We start from the raw sequence: 25,789 nt of genomic DNA, 5'->3' as shown, positions 1-25,789 counted from the left end.
GAGTGATATTGGTCACAGAACGCTCTGGAATCTATAAAACCAGACAAAAGAGGGGGGAATAATGACCTTAATCAATAGTTGTAATAATCTTCCGAAGATTAATTGTTAGCCACTCGGGCACATGTAAATGAAAATGATCTAATTTCAAATAAGGAAATTGAAATGTTGTTGTCAGGTTATCGACAGGTGAGGAACCCAGATGAACGGTAACATACAGAGCGTATTTTTCTGCGAATTGATAATGTGTGTTCATTCGTTACAGAGTAATAAAATAGCTGCTTTTTCTTTCACAAGCTGACACCCTATAGGCTTATGGCATGTGCGCTCGCTTTAAATTGATTATTATCGGATTTTTTGCCGTCTCACGCGCCCCTTTTGCGGGTGATGAAAAAAATGCGGGCGCTACACTTTCTCATTTTATCCAGTTATAAGGGCATCGGATGAATTGCTCCGAAAAATTCAAATATCTCAGAAACTTCAGTGCGTTATCCCTGGTTCTGAATGCTTTTTTTAGCCTGCCGGCACATGCGGATGACGCACTGTTACGGGCGTGTGGTAATGCAAAAACAGCCAAGGATTGCCAGTTGCCTTTCCAGCAGGGACTTTCCCCTGTGCAGATGGCGTTATCCCGCGAACCACTCTGGGGTTATGTGGATACCACCGGGCATATGGTAATCAGGCCTGATTTCAGTGAAGCCCGGGGCTTTGTGAACGATCTGGCTGCTGCGAAAAAAGACGATAAATTCGGGTATATCGATAAAAAAGGCCACTGGATTATTGAGCCCAAGTTTACGCGGGCAACCGATTTCAATGCTCAGGGCACTGCCCTGGTCGTGACCGATAACCGTCTGGTGCTGATTGATCGCAAAGGTGCGGTCATAAAAACGTTGCCGTTTGCCGTTTCTCTGGACAGCCAGGGATTTGTGCGCGGTCAGGCACTGGCAAGCGTACAAACACAAGTTTCTCCTGCGTTGTGGAATGCCTCAACGGATCGTTCCCTTTCCCTTCCTGATGATGTTATTGCCCTGGACTTGCCTCAGTCCGGGCTGATCCCGGCTAAAAAGCGGGATTCTGCACAAGACGGTTACTGGGGATATCTGGACGAAAAGGGTGACTGGGCAATTGACCCGATGATCCTGAAAACCCGTGATGAGCCGCAACTTGGCGGCGATGTCGTTGCGGTGAAAACTAAGAACGTCTGGATGTTCGTTGACCGGCAGGGTGTCTCGTTAAACAAAGAGCAGTATAAATCGGTGCGTCTGCTGGTGTCGGGGAGCTGGCTGGTTACAGGCACAGATAACAGCAAACAACTGCTCAGCAATAATCTGGAAAAAGTACAGGATATTCCTGCAGATCAATCTGAGAATATCCTTGTCTGGGGCAAAGCTACGCTGGGAACGGGCAGTAAAGGTATTGTGATTATTGGTGCTGATAACCACGTTACTTCGCTGAAAGTGAATAAGCCGCAAGTTCTGCAACAGGCGAACCGCCTTTGGGTGATGCAATCTGAGGGTAAAACGCCTCAGGTTGCGCAGATCTATGACAATAACGGCGTAGCACTTCTTAACGATGCCACGCTGACAGCGCTGAAAGATTACCAGCTCAGGCCGCTGGGTACGTCGCCAATGACCGATGACATCAGTTCTTTGGCGCAAGCAGATAGCCATGCAGCAAACAGCCTGCCATGGGCAGTTCTGACGCCCGCTGATACAACAAAACCGCCTGCAATTCTCACCTCCCAGGGAAATGTGCTTTCTGATCCGCAGTGGGCATCGGTTGACGGAGATGCTTCTCAGGCACCGTTGATCATCCACACGGAGAATAAAAAAGCAGGAGCGGTCGATGCGACAGGCAAATGGGTTATCCAGCCAGTATTTACCCAAATTTCCCCGTTTAACGGTGACTATACCTGGGCCACTGACAACGCTGGAAATACAGAGGTTAAGCACCTGATTGATCGTAGTGGTAACGCGATTGACGTTCCGGCAAATATTCAGCAAGGTACTCAGCGTTTGTCATCCGGGCTGCTGTTTTATACTGAGGGTGAAAAAGACGCTCAGCGCTGGGGATTATGGGATATCGCGAGCAAAAGCATCAAAGTTTCTCCTCAGTTTATCCAGATTGATTCGTTTAACGACGGTTACGCGCTGGCGCAGACAGATGCGGGCTGGGGCGTTATCAGAACCGACGGCAGTTGGGCGATCGCGCCTGATGCGGGCCGTAGCGGTAAATTCCAGTATATCGGGCAGGGTGTCTTTACTCTTTCCGATAACGATCAGCCAGGTGAACGCGGTGCACTTGCCAGCCATTACAGCCTCTACAGCGCTGAAAGCGGTCAGACTTTAGCAACAGATTTACTCTCAAGACCGCTGCCAGTAGGACACCACCACTGGCTGGTTCAACCTGCCGAAGGTGGTGTTGCATTGCTTGATAATGCAGGGCGTTTTCCTGTCAGCAAGGCAATTACTGCATCCTCAAGCTCTGTTGATGGCGACTGGGTTATGCTCAGTTTTTCCCCTCATTTCGGGGCAGTTAACAGCCGGGGTGACTGGCAAATTCAGCCGCTTTATACCGCTGAATTTAATTTCATCCCACCTCTTAATCTGAGCCGTGCTGTCAGTGATGGCCGTATTACACTGATTAATGATCATGGGGCGGTGCCTTTAGAGGGGTTTGAGCAGGCTCAGGCGCTGAACTCGATGGCGCGTTTGGTCATGAATGATGACGCTACCGGCGAGACTGTGTTGTATGACAATGACGGCAACGAAATTCAGCGTTTCGCCGGGCTCAATAGTCTGCAAGCGGATAAAGCCAGCTCCGGGGTGATCCCTGTACGCGATGGCAACGGCCTGTATGGTTTTGTTGATCAGCAAGGGAAGAAGCTGATCGGTTCTTACTTCGATCAGGTGGGCGCAATGAGCAATAATTTTGCTACCGCCATGAAGAAATCGACTTATGGGAATCTGCTGGGCTATATCAATACTACCGGGCGCTTTGCTATTTTACCTAAGTTCGACTGGGCGAATGATTTCAGCGAGAAACATGCCTGGGCAGGGGGTAAAGGCGTGGTCAGCTTGCTTAACAGTGATGGTGCTGTGCAGGCTAAAATTCAGGTGCGCTGTAATCAGCGTGTCATTGTGGATGCAAAAGGGGCTTATCTCTGGCCAGCCAAGGCTCCTGCATGCGATAACGGGGGTAATTAATGTTTGTCAGCAAATCTTCAAGGCTACGAAATGCACTCCGTTGTGCGCTGAATACCAGCAGCACACTGGCCTTATTGACGCTGACAGCCTCTGCAACTGCGGCTGAACCCGACAGTTGTTTTGCTCCGTTACCGGCGTCACAGGCGGAGGTGCAAACGCATAATGCATTGCCTGCGGTTCAGAATGTATGTATCCGCGATGTACATGAAAGCCGTGCAGCAGTGCTTTTGCCTGCAGCGGATACGCAGGGCGAACGTTGGGGCTTTTTAGATAACCAGGGACAACTGGTCATTAAACCCGTTTTTGAAAAAGTCGGTGACTATCATTTTGGTACCGCCGCTGCCATGCAACAAGGCAAGTGGGGATTTATCGATCTGACCGGAAACTGGATGATTCCGCCGGCTTTTGATCATGTTCAGCCCTTTACTGAATCCGGGCTGGCTGTGGTGACGGCAGGCGGAAAAACCCAGATTATTGACCGCAAAGGGGCACAGGTCGGTAAAGCGCTGGATGAATTAGTCGATGACGCCACCCTTAGTGACGGCGTTCCGGCCCGCCTGAGTCTGACGTATAACAGTGTTCTGCTTTCGCCTGACGGTGTCCGCCATGTGGCGACCGACAAAATGGAAGTCGTGGAACCTTTTGGCCCGAAAGATCTCTTTATCGCTTTTAACGCCAGCAAAGGCTACGGCATTGTTGATGGTAATCTTACCTGGCGTGTTCTGCCGCAATACAGCGCGATTACTCTTGATCCGCAAAACCCTTCTGTCGCGATGGCGAAAAATGCGGAAGGAATTACGTTAATTCGTACCGACGGCGTACCGGATGAACAAAAGTACTTGTCTGTCAGTGAAGAAACCGGGGCTTTTTGGCTGGCGAAAACTGCGGAAGGGATCAAGTTACTGGATAATTCCGCTGGGGTTATCGCAACCTTTAGCGAAGCAGAGGCCTCTTCACTGTATGTCTCCGGTGATTATGTGTTGAATCCCGTCACTAAAGACGCTCTGACATTATACGTACCTGGACGTAAGCAACCTCTTTCGTTGCCCGTTGGCAGTGAACCCTGGGAGCAGGACACCGGTGAATATCTGATCACCACTAAAGGTAATCCGAAAAAGGTTAATGCGATTGTTGCACCGTCCGGAGGAATAATCGGTGGCTCGCAGAATGTGGGATGGCTGGCGCAGATTACCGGCGCAGAAGTGATCAACCACCGTTTGTGGTTGCGTAACGAACAAGGAGAGGTTGTCAATATTGTGGATGCATCCGGAAAGGCGTTACTGACTCAGAAGAATATCAGTACCCTTGATGGAAGCCGGATTGAACCCCTGAATATCAGTAATGATGCCACTTCTGCACAATCACCCCTGGCGTTGATTCGCCCCGGTTCCGGAAACGCTAAAAACGGTGCCGGCTTCCTGCGTCCGGACGGCTCGCTTCAGCTTGAGAGCAAATGGCAGGATATTCAACCTGCTGATGCAAGCGGCAATATCGAACAGTTTATTGTTACAACGGCTGAGGGAACCGGTGTTATCGATGCGCAGGGCAAAATGGTTATCCCGCTGACAGAAGACAATATTTCGCCATTTGTTCATGGCTATGCGCTTGATTATCTCGATGGGAAATTGACTGCCCTGGATCACGCAGGTAAGCATTATGATTTGCCTGGCGTTTTCGAGATTGAGTCTGTTGGTAATGGCTGGTTCCGTTATCGTGAAACTGCAGCCGACGGCGCGCTCTGGGGCATCTTTGATATCAACACGCAGAAAACGGTTGTTCAGCCCTCTTATCAGGATGTCGGTGACTACGCCAACGGGCTGGCGGCCTTCAGAGCGCCGGGGGGCCTATGGGGCATCGTGGACAGCCAGGGTAAAACCATTGTTGAAGCGAAATATGCGAAGGCAAAACGCATCAATTCTGCACTCTGGTTACTGACCCAACCGGCCGCCGCTGACCAAACTGAATCCAGTGTGGTTGCTGAAATCATAGGCAATGATGCGAAAGCAAGAATCGCTCCAACGGCCGGGTTATCAGTTACTCAGTTCAGTGATGGACGTATTCTTGCCACCTCTTTCGCAGGGCAGTCCTGGCTTTTGGATCCTCAAGGCAACATTGAATTGCATGAACAGCAAACCCGTATCAGTGCGCTGGGTGATTGGGTAAAATTATCCCGTAAACCACAGCAAGGCTATATTTCTGCGCAAGGAGAATGGCAAATTCAGCCAGTGGCGGAAGTTGCCCAAAGCTCTGCTTTTGTACAAGGCCGCGCTCTGCGTTCGACACCTGCAGGGTATGAGCTGATCGATGATAAAGGTGTGCGGGTAGCGGCTATGCCTCAGGGCCGATGGTCAATGCCGTCAGCCAGCGCATGGTCTGTCTCTTATGACCCGCAGGATGGCGCGCCAGCAACCCGTTATGTCGATAACACCGGTAAATTGATGCTGACGGTACAGGGACAAGCCAGTCTGATGGTGAATGATCACGCTGTACTGACACGCTCAGACGGTACGAAAACCTGGATAAACGCTCAGGGGAAACAAGCCGAAGGCATGGCGTATGCAGACTTAGGGTTGCCTGTGGATGACCTGGCCTTCGCCAAAACTAACCATAATTACGGTTTTGTCGATATGCAGGGTAACTTTGTCATTGCCCCGCTATTCAGTGCCGTGTCCCCCTTTGACAGCGGGGTTGCCGTTGTTTCAACACCTGCGATGTCGATGATGATTGATAAAACAGGTAAACCGCTTGCAAGGGTCGATAGGGAATGCGGTATTGCCGTTTTATATGGCACCGGCAGTGAAAGACAGTGGCCGGTAGCGATGCCGGAGAACTGCAGACCTTAGTACATGTTACGGCTTGCAAAACCCGCTGCGGCGGGTTTTTTTGTGCTAATGTTTAACTGTTATGGCAGTGAACTATCTCAATTGAAAGGATAAATTATGATTCCGCAGATCCCACTTAAATACAGGGATGCAGAGCGCTGGTCGTTTGGTGATACCGAGTCGTCAGCAGACGAACTGGCTAAGCGTGTTATTGAAGGCATAAAAACCGCCACCTGTTCTAATCTTGATGATGACCCGGAACCAGAACCAGGCGAAGTCTTTGTGGTGGTTGATGGCCGCAATAATCCGGTGTGTGCCGTACAACTGACCGAAGTGAAACAAGTTCCTTTTGATCAGGTGACAGAACAACACGCCTGGGAAGAAGGTGAAGGCGACCGCACGCTGGCTTACTGGCGCGCTGAACATCAGCGTTTCTTCGAAGAGTACGAGATGTTTGAACCCACTATGCCATTGTTACTGATGAAGTTTCGGATGATAGAGAAGTTCTAAATCTCTGAGGGGGTCTGATAAGGAAAATCAGGCCTTAAATCCCCGTCGCTATATGAACAGTCTGAAGTGGTCTGTCCGGCGTTCAGGAATATGTCATGTCCGTGAATCCAGTGTCTCATCGCGCTTTTACAACCCTTTCCGGTATACCTTATTTCAGTCAATGGGAAGACCCTGATTGCGCTGCCGGCATTATTGCCGGTGAACTTGAACTGAGTGATATCAAACTCTGGGCACAATCTGGCGCATCTAGTCAGCAGGAATTTATTGAGTGGGCAAACCATGTCTGTGGGATGTGCTGTCTGAAAATGGTGTTGGCAGCTGTTTTCGGAAAAGTAGTGCCTGTTCTTAACCTGACTCAACACAGCCTGCCATATGGCACCTATGTGCGTGAGGGGGATAACATTAAGGGATTGATTTATGCGCCTTTTGTTGAGTATGTACGGCAGGAGTTGGGGCTGAAAGCAGTCGTCAAAGTGGGGATTTTTGCTGAGGATATTGCTGCACAAATGGCCGGTCACCGGTTCTTCATGGCTTCGGTGCATCCGTCAATTCGCATACCGGAGACTGTTCCGCCGTTTAAAGGTGGGCATCTGGTGCTGGTGACGCATGCTGACAGAAAGTATATAACCTTTCATAATCCCTCCGGTCATGATATTCGCACGCAGCAGGATGTCACATTACCGGTGGATGTCTTTGCCCGCTTTTTTGCCGGACGGGGTATTTCACTGGTTGAAAACGCTGGCTGACCGCAAGCGGCATGGCGAACACAATTCCGTTCGCCATGCGGTATTACTCCAGTCGCATGATCCACTCATCTTTCTGTTCGTCATACTTCTCCTTGTATAGCACCGAGTGACGACCATCCACTACGGCCGGAACACTGGTGTGGTCATCCCAGGCATCAAGTTGCATACACAAATCAGGATCTGATTTGCAGGGGATGTGCACTTTATCGCCGCCTTTTGCTTCAGGCGTCGAGAGATGTGCATCGTCAATTTCGTAACTGCCAATTCTTATGCTCGATTTTCCCATCAGGTACTCCTTGCCAGAGTGACGCGTGTGATTTCAGTAACATCAGGTACGACCAGTTGGCCTCCTTATATGAGGATAGCTGACAGCACAAAAAGTGCCAGCCGAATTTTTAACGAAGCAGAAAACAGCCAAAAGAAAGAGGAGGGGAAGATAAAACAGCCGCACGGCAAATAGCGCACGGCTGCACAAAAGATTAAAGTTGATTAAACCTGACGGAGACGGGCATGGCGTTAATCTGGTTGCGACCATTGTTCTTTGACAGATACAAAGCTTCATCAGCGGCGCTCACAATATCCGACTGATCCTCAATGTCCGGATCCTGATCTGGCATATAAGTCGCAATTCCCTGGCTAATGGTCACGCGGTTAAATTCGCTGAAGCTGTGCTTGATACCCAGTGCTTCAATTGATTCCATAATGTGCTGTGCCACAATCCACGCACCTTTCAAATCAGTATCCGGCAAGATCGCGGCAAATTCTTCGCCGCCAAAACGTGTCACGACATCGGTACTGCGTTTGAGTGATTTTCGCAAGGTACGGGCTACCAGGCGCAGGCAGGCATCACCGGAAAGATGTCCGTAGTGGTCGTTAAAATGTTTAAAGTAATCGATATCTATCATCACCACGGTCAGCGGCGTGCGGTTACGCTTGGCACGCATATATTCGTGGCTGAGCACTTTTTTAAACTCACGCCGGTTCGGTAATTTGGTCAGTGAGTCTGTGCGCGCCTGAATTTCCAGACGGCGGTTAGCTTTGACCAGTTTCAGTTCCAGCAATTTACGTTCATGAACATCTTCAGCGGTACCGTACCAGCGCTGAATAGAGCCGTCGGAGGCATAACTCGCTGCCGCACGAATACGCATCCAGTTCCAGCCGCGGTCAACGTGGCAGAAGCGAACTTCAATATCCAGTGGTGCGCCTGTTTTCAGGCAATGTTCCCAGGTTTGTACGGCAGCACGGCGGTCTTCTATATGCATACTCTGGATCCACTTATCTGCCAGAATATCCTGGCGCGTCATGCCGGTGATCCGCTGGAAGCGTGAGCTGACGTCGTTAAGCAGGCCGCGCGGATCTGCTGTCCACGGGATTTGCGGGTTCAGCTCAACCATATTGCGGTAATGCTCCTGGCTTTCGCGCAGTGCCCGTTCCATCCGTTTAAGGCTGGTAATGTCCGTCATCGCGACGGAAAGGCCATTAAGCTGATTTTGTGTATCACAGGCCGCTTTGATACGGACAAAGAAAACTTGATTCTTACCGGGGATGGAGAATTCGCGGTCCGGCGTGGTTTCATTGCGCTGCGCAAGTTCCAGTGCGTTATTGAGCAACGGAGAAAGGCCGGGCAGGAACACGCCAACTTTACGGCCAATCGCTTCGTATGGTTGCAAACCGATAATATTCGCCATGGCATCGTTTACGGTGACATAGCGCATTTGCAGGTCAATAAAACACAAACCGACCGGTGCATTGGAATAAATGGTTTCAAGCTGGAAGAGGCGCTGACCAGGAGCCTGATCAAGGCTGGTGAGGTTGCGGTCGATCCCCCGATAACCCCGGAAATTACCTTCATTGTCAAACAGCGGAACACCGCTGGTTTCAAGAATGACTTCCGTACCGTCAGGGCGGATGTTGCGGTTTAGCAGACCACCGAAAGGTGCGCGCCGTTCGACGATAGCGGCAAACTGCTCGCCGACCCGTTTGGCTTCATCGGGTGGCATGAAGTCAAACGGCGTTTTTCCTAATACTTTTTCAGGCGGAACTCCCAGAAACTCGATGCATTTATTCGAAGAAAAAACATAACGCCCCTGCGTATCGACTTCCCAGATCCAGTCAGAATTGTTATCGATGATATCCCGCAGGCTGGCCATTTGCTGTAATAGCAGTCCATCTGCTGATTCGAGTTTCATTTCATCCGACATGACACTTCTCCGACTGGCAGGTCTTTACTCAACATCAGGCATTAAGGTTTATATCTGAAAATGATATATCACTAGCAATGTTATCTTGATGGCAATAATACATGTCACGGTAGGATTATTCCTACTTATAATTCAATAAACCTTTCTGGATAATATAAATAATTATCGACTATATACAGCATAAAATTTTGACTAAGTAAGGGTTCTATACACTTTGTCATCCGGATTTCATCTAAAGACTACGATGAACAGAATTCACCAAAACTTACCGGGATGAATTTTTATCGCTACGGATAGTAATCAGATAGAATATTCTGCGCCATCAGGATGATTTGATGGCACAGAAGTTTGCAAAAGTGTCGGATTAATTAATCATCCGATAAAATCTGTGGTCGGATCGCGCCATCCCTGACCAGTTCACGCGGCAAACTATTTTTAATCCTGCTGCCGATCCGCTTTGCTAATCCCAACGGCTGACCGAGCCATGTCACCAGACATTCATCAGCCGGAGGGGGAGTTTCCGGATAAATATCGACGCCGCGGAACCAGCTTTGCGCCAGTTCATCGTCAATGTCAAAACGGTTTTTAGCGTCAGTATAGCTGAACGCCACCACGGCTTCGTGCTGCCAGCGGAAGCCTTTTGGAAAGCGTTCTGCCAGCCGTATACCAATACGCGAGAAGCGCACCTTGCCAAACAGGGGTTCCAATACCGCCGGGAACATCCAGATCTCTTTGTCACGCTGCCACAACGTGTATTGTTTTTCCGGCCATGAAAGCCCGGACTGAGCGGCGGCTTTGATAATTTCCGCGCTGTCCAGACGGGAAAGCGGAGAGAAAGGAAAACGGCCTACTTTATACCCCGGAACAGGCAAGCGCGGTACAGAGTCCGTTTTACGAAAACGCGCGACGAAGAAACCTTCACTGTCATAAACCTGAGGGAATACGTGCAAATAACCTTCCGGCGTTACCGCTTTCTGCGCACCCGCGAATAAATCAGCCAGCGACTCACTTTCCACCGCATGAGCGTACGTATCGAGCAGCCACTGGCAGACCTGTTGATTTTCCTGTGCGTTGAGGGTGCAGGTTGAATAAACCAGTACACCACCTGGTTTCAGCGCATGAAAGGCACTGTCGATCAGTTCACGCTGCGTGGCGGCAATTTCTGAAACGCTGTTTTCAGACCAGTTGCTCATGGCATCAGGATCTTTACGGATAACCCCTTCGCCGGAGCAGGGGGCATCCAGCAGAATCGCATCGAAAGTTTCCGGCAATGCGGCACCAAATACACGCCCGTCAAAGTGTGTCAGTGCCGTGTTGCTGACACCACAGCGGCTGATATTGGCATGTAAAACTTTTACCCGACTTGCGGAATATTCATTGGCAACGATGCCCCCCTGATTTTCCATCAGCGCCGCTATCTGGGTCGTTTTTGAACCCGGTGCGGCGGCGATATCCATCACCAAAGCTGGCGGAGTATCATGCGAAAACAACGCGGTGACCGGCAGCATAGAGCTGGCTTCCTGAATGTAGAACAATCCTGCAAGATGCGATAAGGCATTGCCTAAGCGCGATTCATCGAGCGCATGGCGGTTGATCCAAAAACCTTCGGCGCACCAGGGCACAGGCTCTAAATCCCACTGATAACTGCCGGCGAGTGTAAGAAAGTCTTCCACGCTGATTTTGAGGGTGTTGACCCGCACACTGGGGCGAAGAGGGCGCTGGCAGGCGGCGATGAAATCCTCCATGCTCAGGCTGGCAGGCATGATGGCACGGGTAGCTTCCAAAAAAGCGGCGGGTAATTTATCAGCAAAAGTGCTGGCAGTGGTGAGCTTTGACAAGAATGCGGTTCCAGAGCTGAATAAGTTTTCAGCCGCGGAGTTTAGCATATTTCGCTTTGCGGGGAGGGCCTGAGTCATAGTCCGGAAAGGAAAAGGCCACCCTGAGGTGGCCTCCGGTGAAAATCATATTGGTTAGTTTTTAGGAATGGCGGTACCCCATTTCTGCCAGTCTTTCGGCGCTTCCGGATTGAGCAGGAAATGGTTGCCATTGGCGGCTTTCGGCGCCAGCGGCGTTGTCGGCGGGGTCGCAAAAGCGATGCCGCCGCGGATAAACTGCTGGAATGTGCCGCTTTTAAAGACGCCGCCAGTCAGACCGAACTGCAAGTCATAACCCGATGCCAGCCAGAAAACGGAGTTTTCACGCACCAGATACTGGTATTTTTTGCTGATTCTCAGCGTCACGTTGACCCGGTCAGCCATCGCGCCAAGGTAGAAGCCTGAGACAGTTCCCACTTCGATACCCCGGAACAACACCGGCGTACCGATTTGCAATGAGCCGACTTCAGCAGCGTCAACAACAATGCCGAGACCGTCGGTGTAACGGGAGTCTGTGATGGTGGATTCCTGCAGGTCAAAATTGCGCGCCGGAACCCCTTTGCCTGCTTCAACGTTGATGTAAGGCTGGAGCAGGGTTTCCAGATTGCTGACACCGCCAGCCGAGATCTCCGGCGAAACAATCGAGAAGCGTGAACCGCGACGGGCAAAATCATTCACATATTCCGGATACAGCACAGCTTTGGCCGAAACCTGATTAAGCTGCGGATCGAGTTTCAGTGATTCGACCTGACCAATCGTAATGCCCAGATAGCGGATTGGCATGCCAGCGGAAAGCTTACTGGCATCATAAGTGTTCAGCGTTATCTGACTGCCAACGGCGCGGGCAGAAGTTTCGGAATCATACAGAACCCGTTTCACCCCTTTGCTGGTGGAGACACCTTCAAGATTATCAAAGCTGATGGCGCCTTTTAGCGCACGATCTAATGGCGAGGCCTGAACGGTCAGACCGCTGCCATTGAGTTGTACTTTCGCACCGCCTTCAGCCCAGAAAATACTTTTTTCTGACAGAAGGTTCCGGTATTGCGGCTGAATATACACATCGACTTCAAATTCGTTCGCTTTCGGGCGTACATTTACAATTTGCCCGACCTGAAACTTACGGTAAAGCACCACCGATCCTGCCTGGATATCTGGCAGGTTTTTTGCCGTCAATGTCAGCGTGGCGCCAGGCTGATCGCCCTGAATGCCTTCAGCGGCCTTTTCTGCGTTGCTGTAAAGCGGGTATTTGGGCGCGGGCTCCCCTTTGCTTCCAGGAATAAGGCGGATACCCCCGTCGACCCATTCCTGCGCGCTGGCGCCCAGCACTTCCATGCCATCAATACCCAGCTTCACATCCAGGCGGCTGTTGACCACAAATTTGCTGTCTTTATGCAGGAGGTTTTTATATTCCGGCTTGATCGCGGCATTGAACAGAATACCTTCGTCAGTCAGCGTGCGGTCGATGACGGAACCGACGTTGATACCATAAAGTTTGATCGGCTGCCCCGCATCAATCCCATAGCTTTGCGGCGCAATCAGCTGAATCTTGACAGTGCCGGGGTTCTGGAGCAGACGCTGGTTACTGTCAAGCACCACGAAATGCTTTTGCGGTTCGCCATCGCCTGGGATCAATTCCAGGGTATTCCCCGTCAGCAGCTGGCTGAGATTAGCGTTGTTCAAACTAATTTTCGGGCTGTTCATTTCGATACGTGTATCCGTGCGCATCAGATCGACTACCGAAGGGTCGACAGTCAGTTTACCGACCACCTTATTGTCTGGCTGCAACGTCACATTGGTCAGCGTACCGACCTGCAACCCCTGATACATCAGCGGTGTCTGTCCTTCTGACAAGCCGTTACCGTTTGGTAAATCGAGATTAATCTCAACCCCGCGCTGGCTCTGCGCCAGATCCGGATATAACACGTAAGACTGATCTGCTTTGGCCGGATTACCTTCATTTGGCGAATCCATTGCAATGGCACCGTTAACCAGTGCGGCCAGGCTTTCCATTTGCACTTTCGCGCCGTTCAGGCTGAAGTCGCCTTTAAAGCCGGATACGTTCCAAAAGCGCGTGTTGTCTTTCACCAGACCGGCAAAACGCTTGTCGATCAGCAAATCAATGGTGACGCCGTCATTACCACTTTCAATGTCGTAATCGTAAACTTTCCCGATAGGAATTTTGCGGTAATACACCAGCGAACCGGTGCTGAGTGAGCCCAGATCTTTCGAATGCAAATGAATCATCAGTTCACCGGTATTCAGGCGGAATTTAGGCTGAGTATCGAGGGCAACGAAATGATCTTTTTCTTTACCTGGTCCCGGCATCATGCCGATATAATTACCGCCCACCAGCGCATCAAGCCCGGAAACCCCGGCCAGTGATGCTTTCGGAGTAACCAGCCAGAACTGTGTGCCTTCACGCAGGGCGTCAGATAAATCGCTTTTGATACTGACTTTTACCTGAATGGTACGCAGATCTTTAGTCAGGCTGATGGATTCTACTGTCCCAACCTCAACCCCCTGATAACGCACAGGAGTACGGCCCGCAACGATACCCGCTGCCGACTGGAAATCGATCGTCACAGTATTCCCACTCTCCTGATAGTTGCTGTAAATCAGCCATCCGGCGATCAGTAAAGCAATAAACGGCAGAAGCCAGAAAGGCGAAATCCGGCGCCTGTGTTTTATCCGTGCTTCAGTCGGAGTATTCGGCGTTTCCTGTTGCATGTGCATCCCAAATCAAGCGGCTATCAAGCCATTCAACGGCAAGAATGGTCAGAATTACGGCAGAGCCAAAGTAGAAGGCAGCCGGTCCCATTGTAAAAGACAAAAGCTGGTCACGGTTTACCAGCGACATCATTAAGGCAATAACAAACAAATCCAGCATCGACCAGCGTCCTATCCAGGTGACCAGTCGCAGTAAGCGGATACGCGTTTTCAATCCCTGAATCGCTTTAAAATGGATACTGAGTAACAGCGTCAGCATCACAATCACTTTGGTAAAAGGCACCAGTACGCTGGCGATAAACACAATCGCGGCAATCGGTATGTTCCCTGAGGTGGCCAGCGAAACGACGCCAGAGAAAATAGTGTCTTTCAGTTGCTGCCCGTTGGCATAAATGATGGAGATGGGTAACAAATTGGCCGGGATTAAAAATATCATTGCCGCCATCAGCGCCGCCCAGGTTTTTTGCAAACTGTGTTTGTAGCGTAGACGCATGGGCACGTGACAGCGAGGACAGCGCCCGCGTTCGTCCGGTAATCCCGTGAATTTGCAGGCAAGGCACAAGCGCAGTGAAGACGGCACGCCTTTCGGCCTGCGCTGCGGATAAAACTCCTCCCACAACTGCTCAATATTCAGATTAATCATTGTCAGCGTGACCATCACGGTCATCATCAGGTACGCAGTAAGCGCAATGCCGGCGTTGATATCCGCATATTCCTTGACCTTGATACTGGCGACGGCCATCCCAATCAGATAAATATCGAGCATGACCCAGTCTTTCAGGCGATCCAGCATCAGCAATACGGGCTTGAGATTCATTCCCAGCTTACGGCCAAAATGCAGATAAAGTATAGAAATCGCCAGGGTAAGCGGCGCTCCGATGGTGCAAAACGCCACCATGCTTGCCGTAACCGGATCGCCCTGGCGCGACATTTGCCAGATGCCTTCGAGCAGGCTGGCATCAATGCGCGTGCCGAGCAGGCGAATGCTGATCAGCGGTTCGGTGTAGGCGAAAGGCATCAGCAACAAAATGCTGATGGCCATAGTGATCAGCCTGGGGAGGGAACAGACTTTGCCTTTCTCTACCTTGGCATTACAACGCGGACAATGTGCCGTTTGCGTCCGCTTCAACGCCGGGAGCGAGAAAAGGTAATCACATTCATGGCAACGCTGGTAGCGAACATGCGGTAACTGGGCTGATATTGTGTGTATTTTCATAGTACCTGGAATAGTAAAGAATACCTGTTGTTACAATTACGCATCCCCAAAGGGGGGCAGGCGAGGCCATCACGCCAAGATCAGCCAGGTTTTTTTGACAAAATAACGTATTATGCGGTCGGCAAACAGTTATTGTAGGTGAGTCTTTTTGATGTCACACAGGATTAACCTTGTTCATATGGGCATTTAATGCTTATTTTATAGAGGTTAAGCACAACAGAACGGCTCAGTGCCCTTAGGTTATTATTGGTTACTACATGAATAAAGAAGCATTCTACACGGAATTAAAACGTGATTTGAACGCCTTGATCGCCGGAGAAAACAATTTTATTGCGACTCTGTCGAACGCAAGCGCCTTACTTTTTGAGCGTCTTGATGGCGTCAACTGGGTAGGTTTTTATCTGCTGGACGGTACAACACTGGTGCTCGGGCCATTCCAGGGTAAAATTGCCTGTGTGCGTATTCCGGTAGGAAAAGGTGTCTGCGGTACCGCAGTCGCGGAAAATGCCGTACAGCGTGTGGGGGATGTTCATGCCTTCCCCGGCCATATCGCCTGTGACGCAGCAAGTAATGCCGAAATTGTTCTGCCAGTGACCGTTAATGGCACAGTGATCGGCGTATTAGACATTGATAGCACCGTTTATCAGCGCTTCGATGAAGCGGATGAACAGGGGCTGACAGAGTTAGTCAGCGGGCTTTGCCAGCATCTCGAAAACTGCGATGCTGAAAAATATGTCAATCTGATTGTAAGTTGATCGTCGGATAACGTGGCATTTAATAATGGCGTCATTATAATGTCGCCTGTTCATGCCTGCGCCGGTTGGCAAACCCGTTGTAATCAGGAAATTTCATGGAAAATCAACCTAAGTTGAACAGTAGTAAAGAAGTCATCGCCTTTTTGGCTGAGCGGTTCCCGCTTTGTTTTACCGCCGAAGGCGAAGCACGCCCGTTAAAGATTGGTATTTTTGCGGATTTGGTCGAACGCGTGCAAGGTGAAGAGAATCTGAGCAAAACTCAGTTGCGCTCTGCTCTGCGTCTGTATACCTCAAGTTGGCGTTATCTGTACGGCGTTAAAGTTGGTGCGGAACGTGTTGACCTTGATGGTAACTCATGTGGCGTTCTTGAAGAGCAGCACGTAGAACATGCCCGTAAACAGTTGGAAGAAGCGAAAGCCCGTGTTCAGGCACAACGTGCAGAACAACAGGCTAAACGTCGTGAAGCCGGTGAAACCACTGAGCCACGTCGTCCACGTCCGGCCGCTAAAAAACCTGCGCCGCGTCGTGAAAATGCGCCCGCAGCTGTGGCTGGTCAGGAAAATCGCAAACCACGTACACCTCGCCCACCGCGTGAGGAAAAACGTGAACCGCGTCAGGTGCCAGTAACAGACATTTCAAAACTGCAAATTGGCCAGGAAATCAAAGTCAGAGCAGGTAAGAGTGCTATGGATGCCACCGTATTGGAAATTGCCAAAGACGGTGTCCGCGTTCAACTCTCTTCGGGTCTGGCGATGATTGTACGCGCAGAACATTTGCAGTTCTGATACGGAGGCCAACTCAGGCATGAACAAATTTGTCAGATTAAGCGTTATCGCGGGTCTGTTAATGGCAAGTGCAGGGCTGGTGAATACCAGCTTTGCAGCGAACGAGAGTACACCGGTAACTCTCGCTCAACTTCCTAATTTAACGCAGGATCCGCAGGATGCAACGGTGAGCGAGCGTGTTACTGCTCGTTTTACCCGTTCACATTATCGTCAGTTCGACCTTAATGCAGATTTCTCAGCGAAAATCTTCGACCGCTACCTCAACATGCTCGATTATGGCCATAACGTATTAATGGCTTCCGATGTCGCACAATTTACTGATAAACGTGCCACCTTGGGTGAGGAACTGAAATCCGGTCAGTTAACCACGCCATATGCTTTATTCAATCTGGCTCAAAAACGCCGTTTCGAACGTTATGACTACGCATTAAAAGTGCTTGAGCGTCCGATGGATTTCACCGGCAATGACACGATTGAACTTGATCGCAGTAAATCACCGTGGCCGAAAGACCGTGCTGAGCTGGACAAATTGTGGGATGCAAAAGTCAAATATGACGAGCTGAACCTCAAACTGACCGGCAAGAACGATCAGGAAATTCGTGATGTGTTGTCCAAGCGTTATCATTTTGCGATGAAACGCCTGACGCAAAGTAACAGCGAAGATGTTTTCCAGTTGATTATGAATGCCTTTGCGCATGAAATTGACCCGCACACTAACTATCTGTCTCCGCGCAGCACCGAGCAGTTTAATACCGAAATGAGTTTGTCTCTGGAAGGTATTGGTGCCGTCTTGCAAGGTGACGACGATTATACCGTCATCAATTCTATGGTTGCTGGTGGCCCGGCGGCCAAAAGTAAAGCCATTGCGGTTGGTGATCGTATCGTAGGTGTCGGGCAGGTTCAGGCAGGCAAACAGACTCCAATCGTGGATGTCATCGGATGGCGTCTTGATGATGTGGTCGCGTTGATCAAAGGCCCCAAAGGCAGCAAAGTCCGTCTGCAGATCTTGCCTGCGGGTAAAAATGCCAAGAACCATGTGATTACGCTGACCCGCGAGAAAATTCGTCTCGAAGATCGCGCCGTCAAAATGACCATCAAGAATGTTGGCGCCCAAAAAGTCGCTGTGATGGACATTCCTGGCTTCTATGTGGGCCTGACGGATGATGTCAAAGTTCAGTTGCAAAAAATGGCTAAGCAGAACGTTAACAGCTTAGTTATCGATCTGCGTACCAACGGTGGTGGCGCCCTGACGGAAGCAGTTTCGCTGTCGGGTCTGTTTATTCCAAGTGGTCCGGTCGTTCAGGTGCGTGACAATAATGGCCGCATCCGGCAGGACAGCGATACCGATGGCGTCGTTTATTACAAAGGTCCGCTGGTGGTTCTGGTTGATCGCTTCAGTGCTTCGGCATCAGAGATCTTCGCGGCCGCTATGCAGGATTATGGCCGTGCGCTGATTGTCGGTGAACCGACCTTTGGTAAAGGTACGGTTCAGCAGTACCGTTCGCTGAACCGTATTTACGATCAGATGCTGCGACCTGAATGGCCTGCGCTCGGTTCTGTGCAATATACTATCCAGAAGTTCTATCGCATCAATGGCGGCAGTACTCAGCGTAAAGGGGTTACCCCGGATATCCTGATGCCAACCGGTATTGAATCGATTGAAACCGGCGAGAAGTTCGAAGATAACGCACTTCCGTGGGATAGCATTAATGCGGCGACTTACACCAAATTAGGCGACATGAAGCCGTTCCTGCCTGAATTGTTGAAAGATCATGAAGCCCGTATTGCGCAAAATCCTGAGTTCCAGTACATCCAGCAAGACATTGCCCATTACAAGGCGCTGAAAGACAAACGTAACATTGCCTCTCTGAATTACGCACAGCGTGATAAAGAAGATAAAGAGGATGATGCACTGCGTCTGAGTCGTCTGAATGAACGCTTCAAGCGTGAAGGGAAGAAACCGCTGAAATCTCTCGACGATTTGCCGAAAGATTATGTTGCTCCGGATCCTTACCTCGATGAAGCTGACCATATTGCTGTTGATCTCGGTAATCTGGAAAAGTCTCAGGCTGATCAGGCACCGGCGAAATAACGGTTGTGAAAGCCATACTGAAAGCGCACTCCGGTGCGCTTTTTTTATGCGTGTGTTTTGTATGAAGCTTCGAAAGTATCCCGCAGAGTGATACGGAAAAATGTTGATATTTCAGGTCACTCTGTGAATAAAACGCTTCAAAATGTAAAGTATTGTGAATTCAGGTCTTCAGAACGCGCGGGCTCTTGAATCCTGATAAGAAGCCCATAGGATCAGTACAGCCGGGTGCTATGTGCCGGCGGTATGACTCGCTAATAACAATGAAGTAACAATGAGGAAGTGAAATTTTATGATGCGTATAGCGTTGTTCCTGCTGACTAACCTGGCCGTTATGCTGGTATTCGGGCTGGTGCTCAGCCTGACTGGCATTCAGCACAGCAGCGTGCCGGGGTTGATGATCATGGCCGGGCTGTTTGGCTTCGGGGGTGCAATTGTCTCATTGCTGATGTCGAAATGGATGGCGTTACGCTCTGTGGGCGGGGAAGTTATTGAACAGCCTCGTAATGAAACTGAGCGCTGGCTGATGGAAACAGTACGCCGTCAGTCTCATCAGGCGGGCATTGCGATGCCACAGGTGGCGATTTATCACGCGCCCGATATTAATGCGTTCGCAACTGGGGCGCGCCGTGATGCCTCTCTGGTGGCCGTGAGTACCGGACTGCTGCAAAGCATGAGTCAGGACGAAGCCGAGGCGGTTATTGCCCATGAAATCAGCCACATTGCTAACGGCGATATGGTGACCATGACCTTGATTCAGGGGATCGTGAATACCTTTGTGATCTTTATTTCACGTATTATCGCACAGGTGGCTTCCGGATTCCTTTCCGGCAACCGGGATGGCGAAGAGAGCAGCAACGGCAACCCGTTAATTTATTTTGCCGTGGCGACCGTGCTGGAGCTGGTCTTTGGTATTTTGGCCAGCATGATTACGATGTGGTTCTCGCGTCACCGTGAATTCCATGCGGATGCGGGTTCTGCAAAACTGGTAGGCCGTGAGAAAATGATTGCTGCGTTGCAGCGTCTGAAAACCAGTCACGAACCACAGGAAGCGGGCAGCATGATGGCATTTTGTATCAACGGTAAATCCAAATCATTCAGTGAGCTGTTTATGTCTCACCCACCGCTGGATAAACGTATCGAAGCGCTGCGCAGCGGTGCATATATCAAGTAACCAGCCTTTGGTCATTACTGATAAAAAACCCGGCAAGTTGCCGGGTTTTTTTATGTCAGGATTTCAGGTTATCCGCCTCTTTCTGGCTGCTGGTTTTCTGCGTCATCCTTAGCAAGCTGACCAGCGCGCCGGTTCCGGCCAGCGTCCCCGCAAGTATCAGCGATGCGTGGGTGCCATGTTGCGGGAACAGGTTAAACATGAGGGCAACCATCGCCGCGCCAGTTGTCTGACCCAAAAGACGCGCGGTTCCCAACAGTCCGCTTGCTCCGCCACTGCGATTTCGCGGTGCAGCCGTGATGATCGTATGGTTGTTGGGGGACTGGAATAAACCAAAACCGGCCCCACAGAGCAACATGCGCCAGATGATGTTCAGATGAGAAGGCTCTGGTGGCAGCAATGACAGCGAAAAGAGCCCGAATGAGAACACGACCAACCCGATTCCCCCCAGCATTCCCGGATGAAAACGTTCAACCAGACGCCCGGCAATCGGTGCCATCACCATCGTCGCCAGCGGCCAGGGGGTGAGCAGAAGACCCGTTTCCACGGAATTCAAGCCGAGTGTATTTTGCAGGAAGAAGGGCAAAGAAACGAAAGCCAGCATCTGGGCACTGAAAGAACACAGCGAAGTACCCAGTGACATGCTGAAAATAGGAATACGCAATAAATCGATCGGCAACAGCGGGAACGGCTGCGAAAGCTGTCTGCGTACAAAGAACCAGCCGATGATCAGGAGGGCTATGACTTCCCCCAGGATCAGCGTGTGGTTCTGGCCTTGTGCAAAACCACTGATGGCACTGATGAGCAGCCCGAAGGTCAGGGCATTCATCACGCTGCTGATGATATCAAAACGCTGCCCCTGACTTCGTGTCGCATTGGCCGGTAAAAACTTCAACCCGAGGAGCAGCGCAACGATACCAATCGGAACGTTGATAGCGAACAGCCATTGCCAGGAGGCCACCGACAGAATACCGGCGGCAATCGTTGGCCCCGCCGCCGCTGAGACGGCGACGATAAGCGCATTAATCCCGACGCCACGCCCTAAGAAGCGCTGCGGATAAATAATTCGTATCAGCGCGGTATTTACACTCATGATCGCTGCCGCCCCGAAACCTTGTAACACGCGGGCGACAGTCAGTGTCATCAATGAATCCGATAAGGCGCAAAAGAGCGAGGTGATGCTAAATACCAGCAATCCCGTCTGGTAGATACGGCGGTAGCCGAAGATATCACCGAGCGAAGCCAGCGAAAGCAGGGAAATCGTGATCGCCAGCTGATAGGCGTTAACCACCCAGATAGAGGTTGCCGGGCTGGCATGGAAATCATTAGCGATAGTGGGCAGCGCAACGTTAGCGATAGCACCATCGAGTACAGAAACGGTAATACCGAGCGCAATGGTCAGAATAGCACCATATCGTTGTGGGACGGGTAACCCGTCAGCAGGTGAAGGAGTCATGAGGCCTGTCAGTGCGTAGTCATCATAGAGGGGAATATTACTACGCTAATTAACGTAAAGTGACAATTGTCACATGAGGTAATGAATTTTTTATCTGTCTGTCGGGAATGAAACTGGCTTAACAGTTCTTACATTCTTGATCAATGGGTTGATTGCTTCTCAGCGAGGCTTGCCATTATAATAAAAACCACGTTCTATTTTTTTTGAAACAATCTCAACGCGAGCAGGTAATATATCCTATGGCTATCGCAGATCTTGATAAGCAACCCGATTCCGTCTCCTCAGTCCTGAAAGTTTTTGGCATTTTACAAGCGCTCGGGGAAGAGCGTGAGATCGGTATCACTGAACTTTCTCAGCGTGTGATGATGTCCAAAAGCACCGTTTACCGTTTTCTTCAGACGATGAAATCTCTGGGGTATGTTGCACAGGAGGGGGAGTCCGAGAAATACTCCCTCACGCTCAAGTTATTTGAACTGGGTGCCAGGGCGTTGCAAAACGTCGATCTGATCCGCAGCGCTGATATTCAGATGCGCGAATTATCCCGTCTGACCCGCGAAACCATCCACCTGGGCGCACTGGATGAAGACGGGATTGTCTACATCCATAAAATTGACTCGATGTACAACCTGCGTATGCATTCACGCATTGGTCGGCGCAATCCGCTGCACACCACGGCAATCGGTAAGGTGCTGCTGGCGTGGGGCGATAAAACCGAAGTTAATGCGCTGTTGCAGGTGATTGAATTTACCCGCAGCACTGAAAATACCATCATGAATGCTGCCGATTTGCAGACTGCGTTGGATCAGGTTCGCGTGCAGGGGTTCGGTGAAGATAATGAAGAACAGGAACAAGGGCTTCGTTGTATCGCAGTGCCTGTATTCGATCGCTTTGGTGTGGTCATTGCGGGTCTGAGTATTTCTTTCCCGACGATACGGTTCTCAGAAGAAAGCAAAAGTCATTATGTGGAAATGTTGCATACTGCCGCGCGTAATATTTCAGAGCAAATCGGTTTTCACGATTATCCGTTCTGAATTACCGTGTTCTCAGATACTGCGTTATTTCAGGCATAAAAAAACCGAAGCCACTGGCTTCGGTTTTTTGTTGGTAGCAATCTGAAATTAACGGTGTGCCAGCTCCGCTGTTTCTTCAGAGTCCATTACGGATTTATCTGTCTGTTTCAGCAACTGGCTGGTGATGGTACCGGCAGTCATTGAACCGCTGACATTCAGCGCGGTACGTCCCATATCAATCAGGGGTTCGACAGAAATCAACAGGGCAACCAGTGTAACCGGCAGCCCCATGGCCGGCAATACGATCAGGGCGGCAAACGTTGCACCGCCACCCACACCGGCAACACCGGCCGAGCTCAGGGTAACGATACCCACTAAGGTTGCAATCCATACGGGATCAAACGGGTTGATGCCAACCGTGGGGGCAACCATCACAGCCAGCATGGTCGGATACAGACCAGCACAACCGTTCTGACCAATCGTTGCCCCGAAAGATGCCGCAAAGCTGGCGATAGATTCAGGGATACCCAGACGGCGTGTCTGCGCTTCAACGCTCAGCGGGATGGTCGCGGCACTTGAACGACTGGTGAAAGCAAAAGTCAGCACCGGCCAGACTTTACGGAAGAATTTCGCCGGATTAACACCGGTGAATGACAGCAGCACCGCGTGAATAACAAACATGATGCCCAGCCCCAGATAAGACGCCACAACGAAGCTGCCCAGCTTAATGATATCCTGAACATTCGAACCTGCGACGACTTTTGTCATCAGAGCCAGTACGCCATACGGGGTCAGTTTCATAACCAGACGCACCAGCTTCATCACCCATGCCTGCAGGGTATCGATGAAGGCCAGAACACGCGGGCCTTTTTCTGCATCATCTTTCACCAGTTGCAGGGCCGCGACGCCCACGAAGGCAGCGAAGATCACGACGCTGATAATGGATGTCGGGCTAGCGCCTGTCAGGTCAGCAAACGGGTTCTTCGGTATAAAGGAAAGAATCAGCTGAGGCACGCTCAGGTCAGCCACTTTGCCGACATAATTAGTCTGAATTGCCGTCAGCCGCGCCGTTTCCTGCGTGCCCTGTACCAGGCCGTCAGCGGTGAGACCGAACAGGCCGGTCACGAATATACCCACCAGAGAAGCGATAAGCGTGGTGAACAGCAGGGTGCCGATGGTCAGTAAACTGATTTTACCCAACGATGACGCGTTATGCAGTTTCGCCACTGCGCTCAGAATAGAGACAAACACCAGCGGCATGACGATCATTTGCAGCAACTGGACGTAGCCGTTACCGACAACATTGAACCAGGTAATTGAGGTTTTCAGTACCGGATCATCGGAACCGTAGATCAGCTGTAAAGCCAGGCCAAATACCACACCCATAGCCAGACCCAGCAAAACTTTTTTTGCCAGACTCCATTGCTTGTGGCGGGTTTGCGCCAGCAGCAAAAGCAGGGCAACGAAAACCACTACGTTAAGAACGAGCGGAAGATTCATACCAGACTCCAAACTTATAATTTTGATAAATGAAACGGGTGTTTCCGGAAAGGACTGCACCATCCCAAAGCATTGGGGTGCAGAATAACAGTTTGATGGCCTGACTATTTATATCCAAAAGTAATTCGTTATAACTTTTTGGTGATATTTGTATTGATTTTAGCCAATCTGGCAGTGTTTCATTCTGTTCAGATGAATAATTTCAGCAGGTGATTAAAAAAATCCGGATTTATTGCACCAATGATGGGCGTCCAGTCTGGCCAGAAAAGGGTCAGACCGACCAGAATAAGGCAGAGTGTCCGTTCGAGCTGATTCCCTTGCTGACTGTTAATTAAAGGTAACCGGAAACGCCACCGACAAGGCCAGAGCAGTGGCACACCTGCGGGTGTCAGCATATCAGCCAGAATATGGCTCAGATAACCAATAATCATGGCGTGGAAAGCGTCAGCTGGGATCACCCAGTCGTGAGGGAAATGAGTACGTAAAAGAAAAATCCCACCGGCCACAGCCAGCAAACTGTGAGTGAACCCGCGGTGACCGAAAGCCCGCGCGATGGGGGCTGACAGCCATTTGAGACGCTGTCCCAGCACCGATTTGGGGTGATCAATATCAGGCAGCAGACAAGTAAGCAAAGAGCCGGGAATGATATGCCACCAGTCACCATGCGCCAGCTCGGGAGAAAGCTGTGCCTTCTTGGCAAATACTGCACAGGCTATTGAGAAAATGAGATGGCCTTCCGCCGTCATGACGCGTCCGAACTGGATAACTGTTATTTTATCCAGTATAAGTGAAACTGTCACAATCTTGGAAGAGATGCCCTGTAACTAATTGTCAACGAGCTGATAAAAAACAAGAAAGGCGTATAAACAGACGCCTTTCGGTGTCACTTATGGTGCCATTAACGCGCAAGCCAACCGCCATCGACGGCAATCGTGTAGCCATTAACGTAATCAGATGCTTTTGACGCCAGAAAGACGACCGGCCCCATCACATCTTCTGGCAGACCCCAGCGTCCGGCGGGGATCCTGTCGAGGATTTCTTTGCTGCGTTCTTCATCTGCACGCAACTGTTCCGTGTTGTTGGTCGCCATATATCCTGGGGCGATCGCATTCACATTGACGTTGTGCTTCGCCCATTCATTGGCCATCAGTCGGGTCAGACCCATTACGGCGCTTTTTGACGCCGTATAGGAAGGCACCCTTATTCCACCCTGATAGGAGAGCATAGAGGCAATATTTATAATCTTGCCGCCGTTGCCTTGCTTGATGAACTGTTTCGCGGCTGCCTGAGACATAAAGAACAGCGTTTTACTGTTCACATTCATCACATCATCCCAGTTTTTCTCGCTGAATTCGATGGCATCTTCGCGACGGATAATCCCGGCGTTATTGATCAGAATATCGATATGACCAAATTCTCCGACAGCCTTCTCAATCAGCTCCGGAATACCCTGAATGCTGCTCAGGTCTGCTCTCAGATCGAGAAATCGGCGACCTGCCGCGGTGACCTTTTTTTCTGTTTCTGCAGGTGCTGACAGGTTAATACCCACGATATCGCATCCCGCCTGCGCAAGGCCTAGCGCCATGCCCTGGCCCAGCCCGGTATTGCAACCGGTGACGATGGCGACTTTGCCGCTTAATTCAAATGAACTGAGGATCATATTCAGAGTCTCTTTTGCCACGGCGCGTTCGCCATAAAAGATGAGTCGCTCTGCCGGTTAAAGC

18 protein-coding genes are annotated in these 25,789 nt (G+C 50.5%); 9 read left to right on the top strand and 9 right to left on the bottom strand.

Going from position 1 to position 25,789, the window contains the following annotated elements; all coding sequences use genetic code 11:
• The first annotated feature begins 440 nt into the window (after positions 1 to 440).
• The 4 genes from J1781_RS25135 to J1781_RS25120 all read left to right on the top strand — a co-directional run bounded on the left by J1781_RS25135 (position 441) and on the right by J1781_RS25120 (position 7,281).
• Positions 441 to 3,203, top strand: a complete 2,763-nt coding sequence (locus J1781_RS25135; RefSeq protein ID WP_217234340.1) for a WG repeat-containing protein — start codon at positions 441 to 443, stop codon at positions 3,201 to 3,203.
• Positions 3,203 to 6,046: a WG repeat-containing protein gene (locus J1781_RS25130; protein WP_217234339.1), complete on the top strand. Its 2,844-nt coding sequence runs from the start codon at positions 3,203 to 3,205 to the stop codon at positions 6,044 to 6,046. Before J1781_RS25135 ends, J1781_RS25130 begins: the two co-directional genes overlap by 1 nt.
• Before the next feature lie 96 nt (positions 6,047 to 6,142).
• Complete coding sequence (locus J1781_RS25125) at positions 6,143 to 6,535, top strand: ASCH domain-containing protein (RefSeq protein ID WP_129951752.1); 393 nt, start codon at positions 6,143 to 6,145, stop codon at positions 6,533 to 6,535.
• A gap of 95 nt (positions 6,536 to 6,630) precedes the next feature.
• Positions 6,631 to 7,281, top strand: coding sequence for a hypothetical protein (locus J1781_RS25120; RefSeq protein ID WP_129951751.1), 651 nt, complete (start codon positions 6,631 to 6,633; stop codon positions 7,279 to 7,281).
• A 43-nt stretch (positions 7,282 to 7,324) separates the two neighbouring features.
• Here the strand turns inward: J1781_RS25120 and J1781_RS25115 are convergent, their stop codons facing one another.
• The 5 genes from J1781_RS25115 to yebS form a co-directional block, all read right to left on the bottom strand.
• A complete protein-coding gene (locus J1781_RS25115) occupies positions 7,325 to 7,567 on the bottom strand; it encodes a YebV family protein (RefSeq protein WP_013576157.1) in 243 nt (80 codons plus the stop codon).
• A gap of 193 nt (positions 7,568 to 7,760) precedes the next feature.
• The gene (locus J1781_RS25110) at positions 7,761 to 9,482 is read right to left on the bottom strand and encodes a sensor domain-containing diguanylate cyclase (RefSeq protein WP_129951750.1); all 1,722 of its coding nucleotides are present in this window, start codon (positions 9,480 to 9,482) and stop codon (positions 7,761 to 7,763) included.
• A 368-nt stretch (positions 9,483 to 9,850) separates the two neighbouring features.
• Entirely contained in the window at positions 9,851 to 11,368 is a 1,518-nt protein-coding gene (gene rsmF / locus J1781_RS25105) for a 16S rRNA (cytosine(1407)-C(5))-methyltransferase RsmF (protein WP_217234338.1), read from the bottom strand.
• Between the two features lie 84 nt (positions 11,369 to 11,452).
• Positions 11,453 to 14,083 (bottom strand): PqiB family protein, encoded by a 2,631-nt coding sequence (locus tag J1781_RS25100; protein WP_217234337.1) that lies wholly within the window; start codon positions 14,081 to 14,083, stop codon positions 11,453 to 11,455.
• A complete protein-coding gene (gene yebS, locus J1781_RS25095) occupies positions 14,052 to 15,299 on the bottom strand; it encodes a membrane integrity lipid transport subunit YebS (RefSeq protein ID WP_129951747.1) in 1,248 nt (415 codons plus the stop codon). The genes J1781_RS25100 and yebS overlap by 32 nt, the downstream gene beginning before the upstream one ends.
• Before the next feature lie 257 nt (positions 15,300 to 15,556).
• Here yebS and J1781_RS25090 point away from each other — a divergent pair, with 257 nt between their 5' ends.
• From J1781_RS25090 to htpX, 4 genes are all read left to right on the top strand, one after another.
• Entirely contained in the window at positions 15,557 to 16,054 is a 498-nt protein-coding gene (locus J1781_RS25090; protein WP_129951746.1) for a free L-methionine (R)-S-oxide reductase MsrC, read from the top strand.
• Positions 16,055 to 16,149: 95 nt separating this feature from the next.
• Positions 16,150 to 16,839, top strand: a complete 690-nt coding sequence (gene proQ, locus J1781_RS25085) for an RNA chaperone ProQ (RefSeq protein WP_015697850.1) — start codon at positions 16,150 to 16,152, stop codon at positions 16,837 to 16,839.
• Between the two features lie 19 nt (positions 16,840 to 16,858).
• Entirely contained in the window at positions 16,859 to 18,931 is a 2,073-nt protein-coding gene (gene prc / locus J1781_RS25080) for a carboxy terminal-processing peptidase (protein ID WP_129951745.1), read from the top strand.
• Positions 18,932 to 19,220: 289 nt separating this feature from the next.
• Complete coding sequence (htpX, locus tag J1781_RS25075) at positions 19,221 to 20,102, top strand: protease HtpX (RefSeq protein ID WP_129951744.1); 882 nt, start codon at positions 19,221 to 19,223, stop codon at positions 20,100 to 20,102.
• A 55-nt stretch (positions 20,103 to 20,157) separates the two neighbouring features.
• On the opposite strand, the gene J1781_RS25070 is transcribed toward htpX, so the two are convergent.
• The gene (locus J1781_RS25070; protein ID WP_129990452.1) at positions 20,158 to 21,555 is read right to left on the bottom strand and encodes an MFS transporter; all 1,398 of its coding nucleotides are present in this window, start codon (positions 21,553 to 21,555) and stop codon (positions 20,158 to 20,160) included.
• Between the two features lie 239 nt (positions 21,556 to 21,794).
• Between J1781_RS25070 and kdgR the strand changes: the two genes are divergently transcribed.
• Positions 21,795 to 22,586, top strand: a complete 792-nt coding sequence (kdgR, locus tag J1781_RS25065) for a DNA-binding transcriptional regulator KdgR (RefSeq protein WP_217157173.1) — start codon at positions 21,795 to 21,797, stop codon at positions 22,584 to 22,586.
• A gap of 87 nt (positions 22,587 to 22,673) precedes the next feature.
• Here kdgR and J1781_RS25060 read toward each other — a convergent pair whose 3' ends face one another.
• From J1781_RS25060 to kduD, 3 genes are all read right to left on the bottom strand, one after another.
• Positions 22,674 to 24,065: an L-cystine transporter gene (locus tag J1781_RS25060; RefSeq protein WP_217157171.1), complete on the bottom strand. Its 1,392-nt coding sequence runs from the start codon at positions 24,063 to 24,065 to the stop codon at positions 22,674 to 22,676.
• 188 nt (positions 24,066 to 24,253) lie between these two features.
• A complete protein-coding gene (locus J1781_RS25055; protein ID WP_129951740.1) occupies positions 24,254 to 24,811 on the bottom strand; it encodes a metal-dependent hydrolase in 558 nt (185 codons plus the stop codon).
• Positions 24,812 to 24,963: 152 nt separating this feature from the next.
• Positions 24,964 to 25,725 (bottom strand): 2-dehydro-3-deoxy-D-gluconate 5-dehydrogenase KduD, encoded by a 762-nt coding sequence (gene kduD / locus J1781_RS25050; protein ID WP_129952134.1) that lies wholly within the window; start codon positions 25,723 to 25,725, stop codon positions 24,964 to 24,966.
• Positions 25,726 to 25,789 lie beyond the last annotated feature (64 nt).

It is taken from the genome of Rahnella perminowiae (assembly GCF_019049695.1).
Taxonomy (GTDB): Bacteria; Pseudomonadota; Gammaproteobacteria; order Enterobacterales; family Enterobacteriaceae; genus Rahnella; species Rahnella perminowiae.
The sequence above is the reverse complement of the archived record's forward strand: the minus strand, read 5'-3'. Positions and strand labels throughout refer to the sequence as shown.